This window comes from Flavobacterium sp. N1994, assembly GCF_025947145.1.
In the GTDB taxonomy this organism is placed as follows: domain Bacteria; phylum Bacteroidota; class Bacteroidia; order Flavobacteriales; family Flavobacteriaceae; genus Flavobacterium.
This window is the reverse complement of record NZ_CP109999.1, coordinates 307041-326734: the sequence shown is the minus strand read 5'-3', so window position 1 is coordinate 326734 and position 19694 is coordinate 307041. Positions and strand designations below refer to the sequence as shown.

The 19694-nt window shown below is 35.8% G+C and carries 18 protein-coding genes; 13 read left to right on the top strand and 5 right to left on the bottom strand.

Annotation, left to right across the window (positions count from 1 at the left end; genetic code table 11):
* Window positions 1-11: 11 nt before the first annotated feature.
* Both OLM53_RS01600 and OLM53_RS01595 read right to left on the bottom strand, forming a co-directional pair.
* Window positions 12-2111 (bottom strand): glycoside hydrolase family 97 protein, encoded by a 2100-nt coding sequence (locus tag OLM53_RS01600; RefSeq protein WP_264521311.1) that lies wholly within the window; start codon window positions 2109-2111, stop codon window positions 12-14.
* Window positions 2112-2206: 95 nt separating this feature from the next.
* Window positions 2207-3424: an NAD(P)-dependent oxidoreductase gene (locus OLM53_RS01595; protein ID WP_264521310.1), complete on the bottom strand. Its 1218-nt coding sequence runs from the start codon at window positions 3422-3424 to the stop codon at window positions 2207-2209.
* 274 nt (window positions 3425-3698) lie between these two features.
* Between OLM53_RS01595 and OLM53_RS01590 the strand changes: the two genes are divergently transcribed.
* The 3 genes from OLM53_RS01590 (at window position 3699) to OLM53_RS01580 (ending at window position 6367) form a co-directional block, all read left to right on the top strand.
* A complete protein-coding gene (locus tag OLM53_RS01590) occupies window positions 3699-4901 on the top strand; it encodes a serine hydrolase domain-containing protein (RefSeq protein ID WP_264521309.1) in 1203 nt (400 codons plus the stop codon).
* A complete protein-coding gene (locus OLM53_RS01585; protein ID WP_264521308.1) occupies window positions 4888-5280 on the top strand; it encodes a DUF2809 domain-containing protein in 393 nt (130 codons plus the stop codon). Before OLM53_RS01590 ends, OLM53_RS01585 begins: the two co-directional genes overlap by 14 nt.
* A gap of 61 nt (window positions 5281-5341) precedes the next feature.
* Window positions 5342-6367: a hypothetical protein gene (locus OLM53_RS01580; protein WP_264521307.1), complete on the top strand. Its 1026-nt coding sequence runs from the start codon at window positions 5342-5344 to the stop codon at window positions 6365-6367.
* 65 nt (window positions 6368-6432) lie between these two features.
* Here OLM53_RS01580 and OLM53_RS01575 read toward each other — a convergent pair whose 3' ends face one another.
* Window positions 6433-8409: a dehydrogenase E1 component subunit alpha/beta gene (locus tag OLM53_RS01575; RefSeq protein WP_264521306.1), complete on the bottom strand. Its 1977-nt coding sequence runs from the start codon at window positions 8407-8409 to the stop codon at window positions 6433-6435.
* Window positions 8410-8595: 186 nt separating this feature from the next.
* Here OLM53_RS01575 and OLM53_RS01570 point away from each other — a divergent pair, with 186 nt between their 5' ends.
* The 8 genes from OLM53_RS01570 to OLM53_RS01535 all read left to right on the top strand — a co-directional run bounded on the left by OLM53_RS01570 (window position 8596) and on the right by OLM53_RS01535 (window position 14731).
* The gene (locus OLM53_RS01570) at window positions 8596-9222 is read left to right on the top strand and encodes a peptidylprolyl isomerase (protein WP_264521305.1); all 627 of its coding nucleotides are present in this window, start codon (window positions 8596-8598) and stop codon (window positions 9220-9222) included.
* Between the two features lie 113 nt (window positions 9223-9335).
* Window positions 9336-10289 carry an isopenicillin N synthase family dioxygenase gene (locus OLM53_RS01565; RefSeq protein WP_264521304.1) on the top strand — a complete coding sequence of 318 codons (954 nt, stop codon included), beginning with the start codon at window positions 9336-9338 and terminating at the stop codon, window positions 10287-10289.
* A gap of 81 nt (window positions 10290-10370) precedes the next feature.
* The gene (locus tag OLM53_RS01560; RefSeq protein ID WP_264521303.1) at window positions 10371-10703 is read left to right on the top strand and encodes a translation initiation factor; all 333 of its coding nucleotides are present in this window, start codon (window positions 10371-10373) and stop codon (window positions 10701-10703) included.
* Between the two features lie 81 nt (window positions 10704-10784).
* Window positions 10785-11651 (top strand): nucleoside phosphorylase, encoded by an 867-nt coding sequence (locus tag OLM53_RS01555; protein ID WP_264521302.1) that lies wholly within the window; start codon window positions 10785-10787, stop codon window positions 11649-11651.
* A 51-nt stretch (window positions 11652-11702) separates the two neighbouring features.
* Window positions 11703-12554 (top strand): substrate-binding domain-containing protein, encoded by an 852-nt coding sequence (locus tag OLM53_RS01550; RefSeq protein ID WP_264521301.1) that lies wholly within the window; start codon window positions 11703-11705, stop codon window positions 12552-12554.
* Between the two features lie 17 nt (window positions 12555-12571).
* Window positions 12572-13504 carry a transglutaminase gene (locus OLM53_RS01545; RefSeq protein WP_264521300.1) on the top strand — a complete coding sequence of 311 codons (933 nt, stop codon included), beginning with the start codon at window positions 12572-12574 and terminating at the stop codon, window positions 13502-13504.
* A 67-nt stretch (window positions 13505-13571) separates the two neighbouring features.
* The gene (locus tag OLM53_RS01540) at window positions 13572-14141 is read left to right on the top strand and encodes a DUF3575 domain-containing protein (protein WP_264521299.1); all 570 of its coding nucleotides are present in this window, start codon (window positions 13572-13574) and stop codon (window positions 14139-14141) included.
* Window positions 14142-14152: 11 nt separating this feature from the next.
* On the top strand, window positions 14153-14731 hold the full coding sequence (locus OLM53_RS01535; protein ID WP_264521298.1) for a hypothetical protein: 579 nt from the start codon (window positions 14153-14155) through the stop codon (window positions 14729-14731).
* A 2-nt stretch (window positions 14732-14733) separates the two neighbouring features.
* Here OLM53_RS01535 and OLM53_RS01530 read toward each other — a convergent pair whose 3' ends face one another.
* Window positions 14734-15399, bottom strand: a complete 666-nt coding sequence (locus OLM53_RS01530; RefSeq protein ID WP_264521297.1) for a uracil-DNA glycosylase — start codon at window positions 15397-15399, stop codon at window positions 14734-14736.
* A gap of 84 nt (window positions 15400-15483) precedes the next feature.
* Here OLM53_RS01530 and OLM53_RS01525 point away from each other — a divergent pair, with 84 nt between their 5' ends.
* Window positions 15484-17652, top strand: coding sequence for an endonuclease MutS2 (locus OLM53_RS01525; protein WP_264521296.1), 2169 nt, complete (start codon window positions 15484-15486; stop codon window positions 17650-17652).
* 14 nt (window positions 17653-17666) lie between these two features.
* Window positions 17667-18083: a thiol-disulfide oxidoreductase DCC family protein gene (locus OLM53_RS01520; RefSeq protein WP_264522405.1), complete on the top strand. Its 417-nt coding sequence runs from the start codon at window positions 17667-17669 to the stop codon at window positions 18081-18083.
* 44 nt (window positions 18084-18127) lie between these two features.
* Here OLM53_RS01520 and OLM53_RS01515 read toward each other — a convergent pair whose 3' ends face one another.
* Entirely contained in the window at window positions 18128-19654 is a 1527-nt protein-coding gene (locus tag OLM53_RS01515; RefSeq protein WP_264521295.1) for a T9SS-dependent choice-of-anchor J family protein, read from the bottom strand.
* Between the last annotated feature and the right edge of the window lie 40 nt (window positions 19655-19694).

Here is a 19694-nt window from a genome sequence, read left to right as displayed (position 1 = left end):
AATTGGTTGGTTTAGTTACTAGGTTGGAAAGATATGGCTGCTCCACCGCCATTAGCCAAATGTAATTTAATTTTTGATTTTGAGGTAACCTCAACGGATCTGATAGCATATGATTTTGGATTTTTCTGCCAATCAGCGTCTTTTCCGTCTTCGTATATAGTGGCTTTATATTTTTTGTTAGGGGAAAGGAAATCCAGTTTTAGTTCAGTATCTCTTGCATTTTCATCTGTAATGGCTCCTAAAAACCAATTTTCAGAATGTTTGTCTTTTCTAGTAACGGTCAAATAATCCCCAGGTTCTGCTTCTAGGTATTTACTATCTTGCCAATCTACAGCTACGTCTTTGATAAATTGAAAGGCATCAGGATATCTTTCATAATTTTCAGGTAAATCCGCTGCCATTTGGACTGGAGAATACATCGTTATATATAAAGCCAATTGCTTCGCTAAAGTAGTATGTACTTGTTCTGTTTTCTTTGAGTCATAATAACTCATCTTGATTTCAAAAATACCCGGAGTATAATCCATTGGTCCCCCTAATAATCTAGTAAAAGGCAAAATGGTTTCATGCATTGGCGGATTACCCACACTCCATGCGTTGAATTCATTCCCTCGTGCGGCTTCAGCTGCGACGTAGTTGGGATACGTTCTACTATATCCTGTTGGGCGAGAACTCTCGTGAGAATCCACCATAACTTTAAAATCGGCTGCTCTTCTTGCTACAAAATTGAAATGGTTTACCATGGTTTGCCCATCGTGAAATTCACCACGTGGAATAATTCGACCCACATAACCCGTTTTTACAGCAGGGTATTCATATTCTTTCATCAGATTTAAGGCTCTATCTAGATGTCTTTCATAATTTGCTACTGAACCTGAGGTTTCATTGTGCATAATCATTTTCACCCCTTTTGCTTTAGCATAATCGTGTATGGCTTTCAAATCATAATCAGGGTAAGGTGTAGTAAAATCAAAAACGTCTTCTTTCCAATTGCCAAACCAGTCTTCCCAGCCCATGTTCCAGCCTTCCACTAATACGCCATCAAAACCATTTTTGGCTGCAAAATCTATATATCTTTTAGTATTTTCTGTAGTAGCTCCATGTTTTCCTGTTGGTTTTAACTGACCATCAGCCGCATTTTGGGCATTTTGAGACCCCGCATAATCCCAAGTAGATTTACCCACATGCATTTCCCACCATACCCCAACAAACTTCATTGGCTTAATCCAAGAAGTATCTTTTATTTTACATGGATCATTTAAATTTAAAATCATTTTTGAACTTACAATATTACGAGCATCGTTGCTTACCATGATGGTCCTCCATGGAGAAACACAAGGAGCTTGAAGATAGGCTTTGTCTCCAATAGCATTGGGAACCAAATGAGAAGTTAGTTTTAATTCACTTGGAACCAAATCCAAATGCATTACCGGATAATTCACTACCGCAGCTTCAAAAATATTAAGATACAAACCATCAGCCGATTTCATCATCAAAGGCGATTGGATGGTATATTTTCCAGCAATTGATTTTAACCCGATGCCATTGTTTTTATTGATATTATCGGTGTTTACATCTGATAATTTAGATTCTGTATAAGGGTATTCCTGACTGTCGAAATCCCCTGGTAACCAAAAGGTCTTGTGATCCCCTGCTAGGTTAAACTCTGATACTTCATCGGTAATAATAAAGTAGTTCATGTTTACTTGCTTTGGGAAAGCATAACGAAAAGCTACTCCTTCATCAAAGACCCTAAAAATGATATTCATCTTTCTATTGCTCAATGGTTGACTTAGAGCCACAGTCATTTCATTGTAACTGTTTTTTATATTGGACTGCTCGCCTAAAACAGGCTGCCAAGTTTCATTAACATTTTTATTACCGATACTATCTATTTTGAAATTAGCATCTAAATTACTAGCGTTCTTAACCTTTATACCCAAAAAACTTTTTAGCACTACTGCTTTGTTTTTATAGGAAACCTGATAAGTTGGTTTTCCGTTTTCCGATAACGAGAAGTTAAGGGTAATTTCTTTGGATGGAGATTGGACACTTTGTGAGTAGAGCTGTATCCCTAAAAATAGTAATCCAATGGAGGCGATTCTTTTCATGAAAATATTTTTTTCTAAATATAGTAACTTTTTAAAAACAAAAAATCCCGAATGAATCGAGATTTTAGTATAGTTATTAACTTTAAAAAAGAAGCCTAACTGTGAACGGCATTACCATCAACATAGTCCTGAAGATAAGCAAACCTTGGTGTTAGTTTTCCGTTTTCCGTAATTTTGGCTCGTTGTAGGATTCCGTCCTTATCCCCATTAAAGAAGGCTGGGATAACATGTTCCATAAACATTTCTCCAAAACCTTCGCTAGCATCTTTAGGCAATTCACAAGGCAAATTATCAACCGACATTACCATTACAGCACCTGGATGCGTATATGGGACTTCCGCATTAGTACTTGGCAGGTAACCAAAAAACGGGTCAGCAATAGTAGATGCTTTTATAGTACAAGCGATAGGTCCATCCACATCACAAGAAATATCAGCCACTACTTTGATTTTGCAATCAGGAGCATTTAGCATTTCTCGAGTTAAGATATCTGGGGAATCATTCCCATGAAAATGGCCTGCCATAAAAATATCGGCTACTTTGGTGAAGCGTTCAAAATTAGACGTATAGGCTTGAGGATTTTTATAGAAATCCGTATTACTGTCCGCTACTTTTCCGTCGATTCTTTTGTTGTAATCCAAAACATCAATTTGTGTGTAAACAGGTTCTGAGTAAATTTTGTTTAAAAAATCATCAGGAGAAACTTGTTTCAGTTTCATGCCATCCAGAATTTCTTTGGCTCCCATTCCTACTTTACCATGTCCAGTCAATACGATTTTGATGTTAGGCAAAATTTGTCTTTTTAGTCTAACGATTAAATCCTCTTTAGAATGCAGTGTTTCGGCTTTGGGGATGTTGAATAAATCATACTTTATTCCGAACCCTCTAAAACCATTATAAGCTCCTACAATTCCAGCATATCTTCCGAAACCAATTAAGCGTCGGTTAGTAGCATCGACTATAGTTTCATGGTCATATAGTTCGATATTTTTATCTAAAATCGCTTGTAATAACTTGCGGTTATGCACTTGCTTTTTGATGGTGTGGGAAAAGAAAAAGTATTTTTTATTCGGAATCAAATAATCCACTGGAATTTCTTTTACACCAAAAAACACATCACAATCCGAAATATCATCCGCTACTTCAATGCCTAAATTTCTATAGGCATCATCATTAAAAACTCTGATATCCGAACTTTCTACTTTGATAATCGCTTCAGGGTGCTCCTTTTGTAAACGAACCAATTCTTCTGGAGTGAAAACCACTCTTCTGTCTGGTGGATTTTTTCTTTCTTTTATAATTCCAAACTTCATTATGCTATTTTATTTCGTGCCAAAAGTAGTTGTAACGAAAACGTTTTCAAAACTTTTTTTAAAAAATAACTTTTGCATTACTTTTGATGGGATTAGTATGCCTAGACATTAATATAACAAATGTGTACTAATTCGTAAAAGCAAAAAATACCTGATTGCCACCGGCAATCCTCCTCTTAATCTCAAATGTGGAAAACCTGTTGATAGCTTTCTCAAAAAGTAGTTTTAGCATTTTACTGAATGGCTATATTTGTTTTTTTCAATACTATATCTAATGATTTCAAGATTCTCTCTATATACTACTACTGTAATTACCTTATTACTACTTACCTTTTCTTGTTCTAAACTAGAAAAGAATGAGGAAGGTATAGTGAAAGTTAACAAAAACGGAATTCCAATAATGCAACCTTCGCATGAGGAAATGCCTAAACTAAGTGCTGATTATATCAATGACAAAAAATATGGCGTTAGTCGGTATTTTGAAAAAACATGGTCAGAAAAAAATGATAATGTTGCTTTTTTGGTGGCCAAGAATGGGCAAATCATCTATGAAAATTACATGGGCTTTGCCAACAAAAGAACCAATGAAGTGATTAGTAAAGATATGCCTTTGCATATTGCATCGGTGAGTAAAGTATTGACATCAACCGCCATACTAATGTTAATAGATGCTAAAATGCTTAGCTTAGATCAAAAAGTAAATACCATTATTACTAATTTCCCTTACCCAGACGTAACCATTCAAACGCTACTGAATCACAGAAGTGGTATGAAAAACTATGCTTATTTCACTTATGAAAATAACAATTGGGACAAACATAAAACCTTAACCAACGAAGACATTGTAACCTTGATGGTGGAAAAAGAAATTCCATTAGAAACCAAAACAGATACGCACTTTAGTTATTGCAATACCAATTATGCAATGTTGGCTTTGGTTATCGAAAAGATTACTGGTCTTAGCTATCCAGAAGCGATGAAGGAAATGATTTTTAGTCCACTAGGAATGAAAGATACTTTTGTGTTTGATATTACCAAAGACCGTGACCTTATCGCTCCTTCCTATAAAGGGAATAATATGGAAATTGGTATTGATTATCTGGACGGAATTTATGGCGATAAAAACATCTACTCCACCCCTCGCGATTTGCTAAAGTTTGACAATGCCCGTTACGCTCCGTTTTTCTTAAACCCTGAACTGATTAAGAAAATCTATACAGGATACAGTCATGAAAGCAAAGGCATTAGAAATTACGGTTTAGGTGTAAGAATGATTGAATGGGAAAAAGGCGAACCTTTTTATTACCATAACGGATGGTGGCATGGGAATACTTCCTGCTTTATCACTTTGAGAAAAGAACGCGTAAGCATCATTGTGTTATCGAATAAGTTCACTAAAAAAACCTATCAAACTAAAAAGCTAGCCTCACTCTTTGGGGATTACCCATTCAAACTGGATGACGATGGTGAAGAATAGCCTAAAGCTACAATTCCATAAAACCTACTTTGCCTTAACGGTTTTACTATTTTGTATTGAAGTACTCATAGCCATGTATGTTCATGACACTATTGTAAGGCCATACATCGGGGATGTTTTAGTGGTTATCCTGATTTACTGTTTTATCAAATCCTTCCTTGATTTAAAGGTTATCACTGCTGCTATCTTTGTATTGCTTTTTTCCTTTGGAGTAGAAACGTTACAGTATTTAGCTATTGTAGATAAATTGCATCTGCAAAACTCTAAGATGGCCCGAACGGTAATTGGCACTTCCTTTTCTTGGATAGATATTCTAACTTATGTTATTGGAATTGGAATGGTGCTTTTAGTCGAAAAAACAGTCAAGAAAAGCTACTAATTCCTTTCTTTACTTATATTTGATAGTTGTCTTTGACAATGAAATTTTTATTTGAAACTCTATGACACCAAACCATAAACTCCACAAACAACTCGAACTAACCAACGAACAAACCTCTCCACTATTCCGAATCATGTGGATTCAGAACAAAGATGAGCCGCACCGACGTCATTTTGAAAACAACATTTGTGCCTTTCATATTGGGAATGGTTATATTCTATCGGTAGCACACAATTTGAAAGTGGAAGCCAACATCTTTAAATCAATTGATAATGGCTTGTATCTTACCAATATCTTCCCCTATCTAAATGCAGAACAAGCGCAGTTATTTGAAAGCTGTTACCCTTTGGAATTGGGGAATCAAAGACGCTATGCTAACATAACCAATCCGAATGATTATCAAAGTATCACCAACTTACTCAAGCAAATCAACTTTGACACGCGTTGGACTACTATGATGGATAGAAAAATCTGTCTGCCTCATTTGGTTATCCAATTCAAAAATGAGTTGTTTTATAATAATCCGGAACTTTCAGCTCATTTCAATCCTTCAACTTATTTCCCTGAGCCTTCCATTCAACGCCATACTTTTTTGGTGGAAGTGGAATTGGTAGAAGCCTTTTATAATGAAGATATTGCTTTATACAAAATCATCAACACACCAAAAGCTGTAATAAACGCTATGCCTAGTTTGGAAGTGGATTACTCTTTATTAGATGACAATCAGGAAAACTACTATTGCCTGCAAAGTTCACCAACTAGTGAAATTGGAAAACTCTTGAACAAAGCTCAGATAGAAGGTTTCACTGAACATTTTGCTATTTTCCAAGAGCGTATTGGTGGGAATTATAACTTAGAAGGATTGCGCTATTTAATCAAAGGCTATTTTAGATTTGGTTCTTCTGGGGCACCTTATGTGGTTTACGATGAAAAGACAACTACTTTCAAAGTCAATGCAGTGCAAAGTGAAGCTTGTCCGATACAGCTTTCCATCAACAATCAACGGGATGGGAATTTCCAGTATATCAATGCTATAGCTACTCCGTTACAGGTGATACAGGAACGATTGGAGAAACATATTAAATAAATAAAGGCGCTGTTTCCAGCGCCTTTTTATTCTAAAAATCTATCAGTCTAACCATTCTAAGAAGTCTAATATTCTAGCAACTCCAACAATGTTTTCTCGAACCGTTCTTTTGGTAAATATTGATCTTCCAAAGCTTTCACAAACGGAATAGCACTTTCTAGACTTCCTACTCTTCTTACTGGGGCATCTAAATGCTCAAAACATTGCTCCATAATCATCGCTGAAATATCACTTGCTACTCCACCAAAAAGGGTGTCTTCTTGTAGAATAATTACTTTATTGGTTTTCTTAACTGAGGCAAAAATAGCTTCAGTATCTAAGGGTTGTAACGTTCTTAAATCAATTAAATCAGCACTGATATCGGAATGTTTGCTTAAGGTATCTAATGCCCAATGCACTCCAGCACCAAACGAAATAATGGTTACTTGTGTTCCTTCTTTTAACAAGGCTGCTTTTCCAAACGGAATAGTATAATAATCCGAAGGCACATCTTGGTATACCGAACGATACAATTGTTTGTGTTCAAAGAACATGACTGGATTGGGGTCATTAATAGCGGTATTCAATAAGCCTTTCACATCATAAGGGAAGGCAGGGTAGACTACTTTTAGTCCCGGAGTCTTAGTAAACCAAGCTTCGTTTGTTTGCGAGTGAAAAGGTCCTGCTTGAGTTCCGCCACCACAAGGCATACGTACTACTACATCTGCTTTTTCATTCCAGCGGTAGTGTTGTTTGGCTAATAAGTTGACTATCGGATTAAATCCTGTGGAAACGAAATCAGCGAACTGCATTTCTACCACTGCTTTGTGTCCGTTGATAGACAATCCCATTCCGGCCGAAACTACAGCGCTTTCACAAATGGGAGTATTACGAACACGCTCTTTTCCAAACTGGGCTACAAAGCCATCGGTAATCTTGAAGGCACCACCATATTCAGCAATATCTTGCCCCATAATGACCAAGTTATCATGACGCTCCATAGATTGACGCAACGCATTAGAAATAGCATCCACTACTCTAATATTTTCTACTTTATCTGAAGGAGTAACTTCTTCAAAATCATATGGTTTGTAAACATCACCTAATTCTTCTTCTAAACTAGCTACTACTTCTGGTTCCGCTTGAGTTATAGCCCAATGCTCGTCAATTTCTTTCTTAATGGCTTTCGTAATCTTAGCCTCTTCCTCTTCCGAGAGCACACTGATTTCCGTAAGCCATGCTTTATAATTAGCAATCGGATCTTTTACAGCCCACATATCCATAAGCTCTTGCGGAACATACTTTGTACCACTCGCCTCCTCATGCCCACGCATTCTGAAGGTTTTAAATTCCAATAATACAGGTCTCGGGTTTTCCGCTAAGGATGCTTTAAACTCGCTTATTTTAGTAAATACTTCTAAGATATTATTACCATCAATGATGTGGCTTTCCATACCATACCCTATGCCTTTATCCGCAAGGTTTTCACAACGATATTGTTCATTTGTTGGGGTTGATAAACCATATCCATTATTTTCAATCACAAATAAAACAGGTAAATCCCAAACTGATGCAATATTCAACGCTTCATGAAAATCTCCTTCAGAGGTAGCTCCTTCTCCAGTAAAAACTGCGGTTACCTTTCCGTTTTTCTTTAATTTGTTTGCCAAAGCAATCCCATCGGCAACCCCTAATTGTGGTCCCAGATGCGATATCATTCCAATAATATGAAACTCTTGAGTACCAAAATGAAAACTTCTATCTCTTCCTTTGGTAAAACCCGTTTTCTTGCCTTGCCATTGTGAAAACAAGCGATGTAACGGAATATCACGACCTGTAAATACACCCAAATTTCTATGCATTGGTAAAATGTATTCGTCTTTATCTAATGCTGCCGTAATTCCAACAGCAATTGCTTCCTGACCAATACCCGAGAACCATTTAGACACTTTTCCTTGTCGCAATAGGATGAGCATCTTCTCTTCAATAAGCCTTGGTTTTAGTAATCTTTTATATAAATCCAATAATTGCACATTGGACAAGTCTTTTCTATCGAAATTCATGTAACTATTTTTAAGCATTGCAAAAGTATAAAAAGCATTAGGATGTAGTTGTAAATTATTTAAATAAATTCATTCTAACTATATCCTAATTGTAATTAATTGTGAAGGGGATTTTTACTATTCGAAAGTTTGATTAGTTATTCGTAAAAGTTTATCTTTATCAGAAACAAAAGATTCAACAACTACATGAAATACATCCTGATTTGTATCGTTGCCTTAAGTGCTATTTGTTGCAGTAAAACCACCTTTGATGCTGCATGGACTAAGAAAATGGCACCAGCTACCTACACGGCACGTTTTGAAACCTCTCAAGGAAATTTTGATATTCAGGTTACTCGTGCTTGGTCACCACAAGCCGCAGATCGTCTGCACCAGCTACTAACCCATCACTTTTATGACCATCAGCTTTTTTATAGAGTCGTTCCTAACTTTGTGGTGCAATTCGGCAATATCGACACTATCATCACCAAGAAATGGGAAAAATTTAAAGTTCCCGATGAGCCAGTAATCCAAAGCAATCTTAAAGGCTATGTTAGTTTTGCTCGAGCTGGAAAAGAAACTCGTGGAAATGATTTGTTTATTAACCTTAAGGACAACATAAGATTAGATACCATAGCCCCAGAAGGAGTTAGAGGTTATCCGGTTTTAGGGTACGTGACTCAGGGCATGGAGGTGGTAGAAAAATTGCATTCCGACTATGGCAATAAAACGATGGATGTCTATGATTCTTTAAGTTCCAATAGAAAAAAGTATTTAGAACTTTTTCCAAAATTAGACTCCATTAAAAAAGCGTATATCCTTAAAGACAAATAAGATTTCATTAGATAAAACCAACAAACTTATCATTCCGTTAACAAACAAACCACTTAAAAGAAGTATCTTTGCGCCTTTAAAAATGGGAGGCTTCCCAAATAAAACGTAACATTATGCAACAAATCCCAAGTGTTGACTTACGTGATTTCCTGTCGGACAACCCGGCACGTAAACAAAAGTTTGTAAATGAAATCGGAAAAGCCTACGAAGAAATCGGCTTCGTAGCATTGAAAGGTCATTTTTTAGATGACGAATTGGTGGAGAGTTTGTATGAAGAAGTGCGCCACTTCTTTGATCTTTCCTTGGAAACCAAAAAAACCTATGAAATCCCAGGTATTGGCGGACAAAGAGGCTATGTTTCTTTCGGGAAAGAATCGGCTAAAGGACGCTCTGCTGGAGATTTGAAAGAGTTTTGGCATTTTGGACAATACGTTAGTGAAGGTTCGAAATATGCCGGTCAATATCCTGACAATGTAGAAGTAGCAGAATTGCCTCGTTTTAATACGATAGGTAAAGAAGCTTTTCAAATGATTGAAAAAACTGGAGTGTATGTCTTAAGAGCATTGGCTTTGCATATCGGATTGAATGAATTTTACTTTGACAAATTCGTAAAAGACGGTAACAGTATTCTACGCCCAATACATTATCCCCCAATTACAGATGAGCCTAAAGATGGTGCGGTTAGAGCTGCTGCGCATGGCGACATCAATTTGATTACCCTTCTAATGGGAGCTCAAGGCAAAGGATTGCAAGTAATGAATCATGATGGAGAATGGATTGACGCTATGGCTGAACCCGACGAATTGATGATTAATGTGAGTGATATGTTATCTAGACACACCAACAACAAATTGAAATCGACCATCCATCAAGTAGTGAATCCAGCCCGAGAATTGTGGGGTTCTTCACGCTATTCTATTCCGTTTTTTATGCACCCTGTAAGCGATATGTCTTTGAATTGCTTGCCTGAATGCATTGATGCAGCACATCCTAAACAATACGAAGATATCACTGCGGGTGAATTCCTTCACGAAAGATTAGTAGAATTAGGCTTAATCAAAAAATAAATCTATATCTTTGAATAGTAATTTCCAAACCTCAATAACCCTTGAGGTTTGGATTTTTACTTTTTGTATTTTTAGAACACTATGGATTTACAAGACCAATTAAAAAAACTTTTTCCTGAACACCAACCTTCTAACAAACCTGAAGTTGTGGAAGAGCAGGAACATATTCTTTTTATCCAAAAAGAACCCATGATTTGCAAATATGAAAGACGTAAAGGCAAAGCTACCACTATCATCGAAGGCTATGAAGGCAGTGATGACGATTTTAAACTATTAGCCAAAGAGCTCAAAACCAAACTCAGCGTGGGTGGCACTTTTAAAGACAGCGCCATCATTATTCAAGGCGATTACCGAGATAAAATAATGACCTTACTCAAGGATAAAGGCTTTAAAGTAAAACGCGTGGGAGGATAGACTCAGTCGCAGTATTCAGTGGCAGTCGGCAGAAAAAATAATTTAACGAATCAAATTAAAGAATAACCAAATAACCATACAATGATTAAATCATCCGAATTAATATTAAACCCAGACGGAAGTGTTTATCACTTAAATCTAAAACCAGAACATATTGCTCACGACATTATTTTTGTGGGCGACCAAAATAGAGTTGAAAAAATCACACAGTTTTTTGACAGTATTGAATTTTCAACTCAAAAGCGTGAATTCAAAACACAAACTGGAACTTACAGAGGCAAAAAAATTACCGTGATGTCAACGGGTATTGGTCCGGATAACATTGATATTACTATGAATGAGTTGGATGCGCTAGTGAATATCGATTTAGAAACTCGCCAACCTAAAGAAATAGTAACTTCCTTAAACATAGTTCGAATCGGAACTTCAGGTTCATTACAAGAAGATATTCCTGTTGATAGTTTTGTAATGGGAGAATTCGGTTTGGGATTAGACAACATGCTTCGCTCCTACTTATTGGATGCCATCTCCGAAAAAGACATGGAAGATGCCTTTATTCAACATACCAACTGGGATATGAGAAAAGGAAGACCGTGCGTTATAGCTTGCTCAGAAACTCTGAAAAAGAAATTCGACAGCAATCAAATCCACAAAGGAATTACAGGAACTGCTGGTGGTTTTTACGGTCCACAAGGAAGAGTATTGCGTTTAGAAATTCAGGACCCAAGTTTGAACAGCAAAATGGACAACTTTAATTTCAACGGAGTGAGAATGGCCAACTTAGAAATGGAAACCTCTGCTATTTATGGCTTAGGAAAGCTTTTGGGTCATAACTGTTTATCGTTAAATGCTATCATAGCCAACCGTGCTAATGGTACCTTTAGTGAAGATCCATATAAAGCCGTGGATGCTTTGATTCAATATGCTTTGGGAAAATTGGCGGAGTAAGCAAGAATCAATAGACAAGACTTTAGTTTTATTTCTATTAATCTTTTAAGAATGAAAAACATAAAAATAGCTGGCGTCCCTGAACATTTCAACTTGCCTTGGCAATTGTGCATTGAAAATGGTGAGTTCGAGACCATGGGTATTGATTTGCAATGGACGGATATTCCGGAAGGCACTGGTAAAATGTGTCAAATGCTACGAGATGGCGATACTGATATTGCCGTTATCTTGACCGAAGGAATAGTAAAAGATATTGTCTCAGGAAACGATTGTTCCATTGTGCAAGTATATGTTGAAAGCCCCTTGATATGGGGAATTCATGTTGATGCAAAATCGGAATATAAAACGCTTTCTGATTTAGAGCATACCAAAGTAGCCATCTCTCGTTATGGTTCAGGTTCCCATTTAATGGCTTATGTTAATGCCCAAAATCAACATTGGAATACCGAAACACTCCAATTTGAAATCGTAAATACCATTGATGGTGCTGTAGAAGCTCTAACCAACGGAACTGCTGATTATTTTATGTGGGAGCGCTTTATGACCAAACCTTTAGTAGACAAGGGTATCTTTCGTCGTGTTGCCGATTGCCCAACGCCTTGGCCCTGCTTTGTAATTGCGGTAAGAAATGAATTCTTGGAAACCAACAAACAATCGGTTGCCTTGATTTTAGAAACCATAAACAACACTACTGCTGAATTTAAAGATATTCCAAGTATTGACAGAACTTTAGCATCCAAATACAACCAGAAACTAGAAGATATCCAGGAATGGCTATCCCTTACCAAATGGTCCCAAAAACCATTAGAAGAAAAAGTGTTAAACAAAATTCAAAATCAATTATTTGACCTTAAAATAATAGATAAAAAAGGTACTTTTGCTGAAATAGTAAAAGCAGTTTAGCTTTTGCCTTGGGCAATATGATCAAACTAAGACATCTTACTTATCAACAACTGAAAGAAATATTCAGGATAAAAAGTCCGTGGGATTTGATTATCATTTTTGTACTAAATATTCTGATTACTATTCCCATTTTTATCATTGCGCACCACAATTTCATTACTTTAGATTGGGCACATCATATTGATAGAATCTTACTATTCCTTGTAATACTTGTTGCTATTCAATTAATATTAAGAGCTTTAAGGAGGGTTACTTTAATTTCAGTTATACTATATCTCTTCATGCTCATTTACGGAAGTTTATCAGGCAAATATGGTTTTCAAAGTATTTTCGAAGATTATCGTTCGATGATATACTCTATGAATGATGACCCTTATCCACAAGATATTATCATTACTAAACTATTGCCATTTCCCAATAAATCTAAAATTTTAGATGCTGTCGAATATCAAAATCCTAAAATTAGAGATTTCGCCATCATGGCTATCAACAAGCATTTTAAAAATGTGAAAGGGTATAATGAGGATTGGACTATCATACAATCGTTTGCGATTTTTAAAGAAATCAATAGTAGATGGAATTATGTCAGTGACCCAAAGGGCCATGATTATATTGCCAAAGCTACTGAATCGGTTAAATATCTTTCGGGAGATTGCGACGATCATTCTGTTTTCATGGCAGCTTGCATCAAATCTATTGGAGGAACTACAAGGCTAATCCATACCAAAGGACATATTTATCCTGAATTATTAATTGGGACCAAAAAAGATTTGGAGCGTTTTAACTATGCCATCAAAAAAGTACTATTTCCTATAGAAAGTAAAGGTAAAACCATCAATTATCATATTGATGAACGAGGTAACATCTGGCTTAACCTGGACTACACCGCAACATATCCTGGCGGCCCCTTCATGAACGAAGAAATCCTAGGAGCTCTAACCTTAGAATAATTCACATTTTACAATTCACCATTCACAATTTAATTACTATATTCGTTTCTTAATAAAACGACCTATAATGAAGAAATTATTTAGTCTATTACTCCTTCTATCTCTAGCCTCACAAGCGCAAGAGAATACCGTACTTGCTAATAAAAAGAATGAATTCCGTGTGGATGTTTTGTCTGCCATAGTCTACACCAAAGCCAGTTTGAGTTACGAACGTTTTTTTGGGAAAGACTGGTCAACCGGTTTCAATGTGAATTTTTCGAATAGTACCAAACTAAACGATGATTTTGACAACGGATACCGAAACAACGTTCCTAAATTCGAATTCAATCCTTATTTAAGATACGCTTTGTCTAAAAGTAAATCAAGATACTATTTTGCCGAAGTTTTTGGTTCTTACAATGGGGGTGATTACAAAGAAATAGTCCGAATAACAGATATGGCATTGCCGGATTACTACACTACAAAAAAATCAAAATATACTGATTTTGGATTAGGCGGAAGTTTAGGTTACAAAATGTATTTCCATAATTCTATTGCACTAGAATTCATAGTAGGTTTTGGTAAAAACTTAATAGACAGAAACAAAAGTCCTGATGTGATTTCAAGAGTAGGGCTTAATTTGGGATACCGATTTTAAAATATAATAAAATGAAAAAATTAAAATATATAGCTCTTATAACCATCGCTTTATTAGTTACAAATTGCAATACTAATGATGACGGATTTTACAATAATGCTTTTGTTAATGTCCCTAATTTAGTTGCTATTGAAGCGCATACGCCAACTTATAACGTTGGTGAAAAATTATACGTTAATGCCAATTTCTCAAGGTATTTAAATGATGGGGCTCTTTTAGATATTTATCAATCAACAGGTGCCAATCAATTTACTTTTTCTTATGTTATAGAAAAACAAAACAGTTCCAACACTTGGGATGTAGTAACAGTAAATGATTCTCAATTAGACATCGTAAAAGGTACTGCCCAAAACGGTTCGTATGTTTATGGAATTTGTGAATACAATACCACTAATGAAACCTATGAATACCGAGTTGGATTTCCATTATTATCAGCTGGATCGTATCGTTTGAGTTTTGGCTACAACAGCGATTCTGTAAATAGCGTTGAATTACAATCTGTTAGCCCAGCAACACGTTTAATCCTAAACATCAATTCCTTGATTACAGGTTTAGATGGTGGGGGTTACTATCATTTTACGGTAAATTAATTTTACCATTTTATAGCTTCTTTTCCTAAACCTTCTAAGTAAAAATTAGTTTTACTAAAATGTTTATTTCCAAACCACAATCCTCTATTGGCACTCAATGGAGAGGGATGTCCAGTCTCTAAGACATAATGTTTATTTCGGTCAATTTTGGCGCCTTTCTTTTTAGCGAAACCTCCCCAAAGCAAAAACACAACGTGTTCCTTCTCATCCGATAGCTTCTGAATAACAGCATCTGTAAACGTTTCCCATCCCTTATTTTGATGACTCCCTGCTTCACTTTCTCTAACCGTCAAAGTAGCATTGAGCAACAAAACGCCTTGGTCAGCCCAACGCTCCAAATTTCCTGATAGCAGAAACGGAATCATCAAATCCGATTGAATCTCTTTGAAAATATTAATAAGCGAAGGAGGAAAAGCAATACCATCATTAACAGAAAAACACAATCCATTAGCCTGTCCTAAACCATGATAAGGGTCTTGACCAATAATGACTACCTTAACCTTATCAAACGGACAATGGTCGAAAGCCGCAAAGATTTCACTTCCCTTTGGAAAGCATCGTTTAGTAGCATATTCGTTTTTAACAAAGGAAATCAACGATTCAAAGTAGGGCTTTTCAAACTCAGTAGAAAGTACCTTTTGCCAAGAAGGATTTATTTTGATAAACATCTCTTAAAATTTTATCAAAAATAGTATTTTCAGTTGCAATATGCGTCGCATCCTTTGTAACTTTGAACCAAAGACCGCAATTGAATGATATCCATTACCGATAAAACATTACAAGACTTAGAATTCAACACCGTTTTGCAAACCATTTCAGACCGATGCAATACTGAAATAGGCAAACAAAAAGGGCTTGAGATAGTTCCCTTCAAAGACAAGGAAGCTCTGATGGATGCCTTGCTGCAAACATCGGAATACCTCTCCTCTTTTTCTAATAACAATGCCATTCCCAACCACGGTTTTGATAATCTTACGAATGATTTAAAGTTCTTAGCCATCGAAGATAGCTTTCTTGAAGTAAGTAGTTTCAGAAAAATAGCTACGCTCTCTGAAACGGTAAATGTGCTGTTGCTTTTCTTTAAAAAATTCCATGACTATTACCCAAAACTAAACGAGAAAGCCCTTCAAGTAGAATACACCAAATACATCATTCAGAAAATTGACGAGGTAGTTGATAAATACGGAGAAATAAAAGACAATGCGTCCCCAGATTTAATCAATATTCGTAGAGATATGAACTTGGTTCGTGGTAAAGTCAATCAAAGTTTCGGACAAGCATTAAGTCAGTATAATGGTTTAGGATATCTAGATGAAATCAAAGAAAGTATCGTTGATAATCGAAGAGTATTAGCTGTTATGGCGATGTACCGTCGTAAAGTAAAAGGTTCAATTTTAGGTAGTTCCAAAACAGGAAGCATTGCTTATATTGAACCCGAAGCAACCCTACGGTATTCAAGAGAACTAAGTAATCTAGAATACGAAGAAAGAGAAGAAATAACACGAATATTAAAGAAGTTATCCAATGATATTCGCCCTTTTTTAGAGCTTTTAAGACAATACCAAGATTTCTTAAGTGACATTGATGTTGTTGCCGCTAAAGCAAAATATGCTAGAAAAATAAATGGCGTTTTACCAACTATAACTACCGAGAAACAATTGTATTTCAGGGAAGCTTTCCATCCTATTTTATATTTAAACAATTTAGAGAAAAAGGAAACCACCTTTCCACAAACCATAGAACTCAATCCTGAAAGCCGAATTATTGTAATTTCTGGTCCAAATGCTGGAGGGAAAACCATATCCTTAAAAACAGTAGGTTTACTTCAATTAATGCTACAATGTGGCATATTAATCCCCGTTCACGAACGAAGCAAAACGTTCTTATTTGATAGAATCTTAACAGATATTGGTGATAACCAATCGATAGAAAATCACTTAAGCACATATAGTTATCGCTTGAAGAACATGAATTACTTCCTCAAAAAATGCAATGCTAAGACCTTATTCTTAATTGATGAATTTGGAACAGGTTCTGACCCCGAATTAGGAGGTGCTTTAGCCGAGATATTCTTAGAAGAATTCTACCACAGAGAAGCCTTCGGGATCATTACCACCCATTATTCCAATTTAAAAATCTTAGCTAACGAATTGCCGTTTGCTAGTAATGCCAATATGCTTTTTGATGAAAAGTCTTTGGAACCAATGTATAAATTAATTCTAGGGCAAGCAGGAAGTTCCTTCACTTTTGAAGTGGCTCAGAAAAATGGCATTCCCTTCGGATTAATCAACAGGGCCAAAAAGAAAATAGAAGGCGGCAAAGTACGTTTTGACAAAACCATCGCCACACTTCAAAAAGAGCGTTCCAAACTAGAAAAAACTTCTCTAAATCTAAAAGAAGAAGAAACTAAAGCACGGGAAGAAGGCAAAAAAATGGAAAGCATCAATTCGAAAATTCAAGAGAAGCTAGAACGCTATCAAGAATTGTATGATGCCAACCAACGTCTTATTTACATGGGACAAAAAGTAGATGATATTGCAGAGAAGTACTTTAACAATAAAGACAAAAAAGTACTAATTGGTGAATTCTTAAAGATGGTGGAAATAGAAAATTCCAAACGCAAAAAAGCTACGGTAAAAGAAAAAGTAGCCAAAGAAATTATTAAGAAAATAGTAACTCAAGAAGTAGAAGCCAAAGTAGAAGAAATTCGTGTAGCCAAAAAAGAAAAGAAAATCAAAGCGCTAAAGCTAGAAGCAGAAAAACCAAAAGTGACTTTAAAAGCTGGTGATCGAGTTCGAATGATTGATGGAAAATCAATAGGAACTATTGATAAAATTGAAAAGAATAAGGCTATAGTAAATTACGGTGTATTCACTTCAAAAGTAAGCATTGAAGAGCTTGAATACGTTCAAGCGAAATAATCCCAATTATGGAAATCATTGACTTACCAATAGACAAAAAGATTATCCTATTTGATGGGGTATGTAATCTTTGCAACTCTTCTGTTCAATTAGTCATTAAACACGACAAAAAAGATACTTTCCGATTTGTGTCTCTTCAATCTGAATTAGGTCAGAAGATTATAAATCACTTAGGGATTTCAGATGTAAACATTGACAGTATTATTTTGTACATTCCAAAAAGTGAGTATTACTATAAATCAGAGGCTGCTTTTAAAATTATTAAAGAATTAAATGGCTTTTATAACTATTTATCTGTTTTTTCAATTTTACCAAAATCTACCCTAAACTATATTTATGATATTGTTGCCAAAAACCGCTATAAATGGTTTGGTAAAAAAGAAAGTTGTATGATACCAACCCTAGAACTAAAATCTAAATTTTTGCAATAAAAAAAGCCATCATTTCTGATGGCTTCTTTATATGATTGAAGAAATTATTGTCTAACAATTTTCTTAACAGCAACTCCTTGGTCAGTAGTGATTTTCATCATGTACATTCCAGTTGCTAAATCACCAACTGAAATTTGACCTTCAGTAGCATTAACTTTTAAAGATTTAACTACTCTTCCATTCAAGTCAGTCATTTCAACAGAACTAACTACAGCATTCTGATCGTTAGAGAAGTTGATAACATTAGTTGTAGGGTTAGGGAAAACAGAGAATTTAGATGATAAGAAATCATTCGTTCCTAAAACTGAAGTCATATTAACTGTATCCAATCTCATTGTAGTAGCCGCAGTTGAAATACCAGTAAAATCATTAAACTCAAAATAATAAGTTCCTGCAGTGGTAGCTGTATAAGTAGGAGCCGTAACTTGTGTATAAGCTGTTGTTTGTAAAGCAGTTCCTGTCCAAATTACTGTTGGTGTTGTTGCCCCTGGAGGATAAACTCTTAATCTCAATGAACGGTTTGCAGTTGCAGTACTTTCTCTGTGGTAAAAACTTACAGTTACTTGCTCACCAGCTGACAAAGAAATAGGTCTTACGAAAACCGATCTGTTTGTAGCTGCAGTTGTTGAACTATTAGAAAAAACATATTGAGGACCTGCTTGAGCATTAGCGGCTGTTGTAGATGTAGACCATGTACCTTCCCATCCATCTTGAGCATAACCACCAGTTGTATCAAATCCATAAGCATATGGTAATGCTTTAGCTGTAAATACTGAATAAGGACCTACCCATGCAGAACCACATCCACTTCTTACATAAACCTGATAACGTGTATTAGGCGTTAAACCTGTAAAAGTATATGAATTTGTAGTAGAAGTGTTTGTAGGAGTTGATGGTGTAAATCCAGCAGTTCCTATGGCTAAATCATAACTTGAAGCTCCTTCATCAGACCAAGATACAAGAGCTGAGGTTAAAGTTACTCCATTAGTTACGTCTCTTGTTGGAGCCGTACATGTATTATTGTTTACAATACTAATATTATCCAATGCCAATAAAAACATATCACTAGAATAGTTTTGGAAAGCAAGATAAATTGTTTGACCAGAATAAGCACTCAAATCAATAGAATGTCTTACCCATCCTGTAGCGCTTTCAGGGTTAATATCTATTTCCTCTAAAGTAAAATCAGTAACAGCATTTCCTGCAGTTGATACATAAACTTTATAAGAATCAGGATAAGTTGGATCAAAAGCTAGACCATCCCAATACAGAGTGTTAGTTCCTGCTGGCAAAACAATAGATGGAGAAACTAACCAGTCATTAGAATCACCTGCTGGGGTATACCAAGAAGTACTCATAGCAACATTATTGTCAAACTCCTGAGCAGTACTTATCCAAGCATTGTTAACAAAAGACACACCTGCGTTTGGAGTTAGCCCATCAACATTGTACAATGTCCAACCAGCAATTCCAGGCCCTTGACCATCCCAATTTTCGCTAAAAACAACTTGAGAGTTACCAGTGTAAGAAAAACCAATAACAATTGAGAATAAAAGTAATAATTTTTTCATAAAATGTTTATTTTTTTAGTTATAAGAAGCGAATTTAAGA

Coding starts and splice junctions, on each gene's coding strand:
- OLM53_RS01555 (WP_264521302.1), top strand. CDS start 10,785: ATGATTAAATCATCCGAATTAATATTAAACCCAGACGGAAGTGTTTAT.
- OLM53_RS01525 (WP_264521296.1), top strand. CDS start 15,484: ATGATATCCATTACCGATAAAACATTACAAGACTTAGAATTCAACACC.
- OLM53_RS01580 (WP_264521307.1), top strand. CDS start 5,342: ATGACACCAAACCATAAACTCCACAAACAACTCGAACTAACCAACGAA.
- OLM53_RS01600 (WP_264521311.1), bottom strand. CDS start 2,111: ATGAAAAGAATCGCCTCCATTGGATTACTATTTTTAGGGATACAGCTC.
- OLM53_RS01535 (WP_264521298.1), top strand. CDS start 14,153: ATGAAAAAATTAAAATATATAGCTCTTATAACCATCGCTTTATTAGTT.
- OLM53_RS01545 (WP_264521300.1), top strand. CDS start 12,572: ATGATCAAACTAAGACATCTTACTTATCAACAACTGAAAGAAATATTC.
- OLM53_RS01565 (WP_264521304.1), top strand. CDS start 9,336: ATGCAACAAATCCCAAGTGTTGACTTACGTGATTTCCTGTCGGACAAC.
- OLM53_RS01570 (WP_264521305.1), top strand. CDS start 8,596: ATGAAATACATCCTGATTTGTATCGTTGCCTTAAGTGCTATTTGTTGC.
- OLM53_RS01515 (WP_264521295.1), bottom strand. CDS start 19,654: ATGAAAAAATTATTACTTTTATTCTCAATTGTTATTGGTTTTTCTTAC.
- OLM53_RS01575 (WP_264521306.1), bottom strand. CDS start 8,409: ATGAATTTCGATAGAAAAGACTTGTCCAATGTGCAATTATTGGATTTA.
- OLM53_RS01590 (WP_264521309.1), top strand. CDS start 3,699: ATGATTTCAAGATTCTCTCTATATACTACTACTGTAATTACCTTATTA.
- OLM53_RS01585 (WP_264521308.1), top strand. CDS start 4,888: ATGGTGAAGAATAGCCTAAAGCTACAATTCCATAAAACCTACTTTGCC.
- OLM53_RS01560 (WP_264521303.1), top strand. CDS start 10,371: ATGGATTTACAAGACCAATTAAAAAAACTTTTTCCTGAACACCAACCT.
- OLM53_RS01595 (WP_264521310.1), bottom strand. CDS start 3,424: ATGAAGTTTGGAATTATAAAAGAAAGAAAAAATCCACCAGACAGAAGA.
- OLM53_RS01540 (WP_264521299.1), top strand. CDS start 13,572: ATGAAGAAATTATTTAGTCTATTACTCCTTCTATCTCTAGCCTCACAA.
- OLM53_RS01550 (WP_264521301.1), top strand. CDS start 11,703: ATGAAAAACATAAAAATAGCTGGCGTCCCTGAACATTTCAACTTGCCT.
- OLM53_RS01530 (WP_264521297.1), bottom strand. CDS start 15,399: ATGTTTATCAAAATAAATCCTTCTTGGCAAAAGGTACTTTCTACTGAG.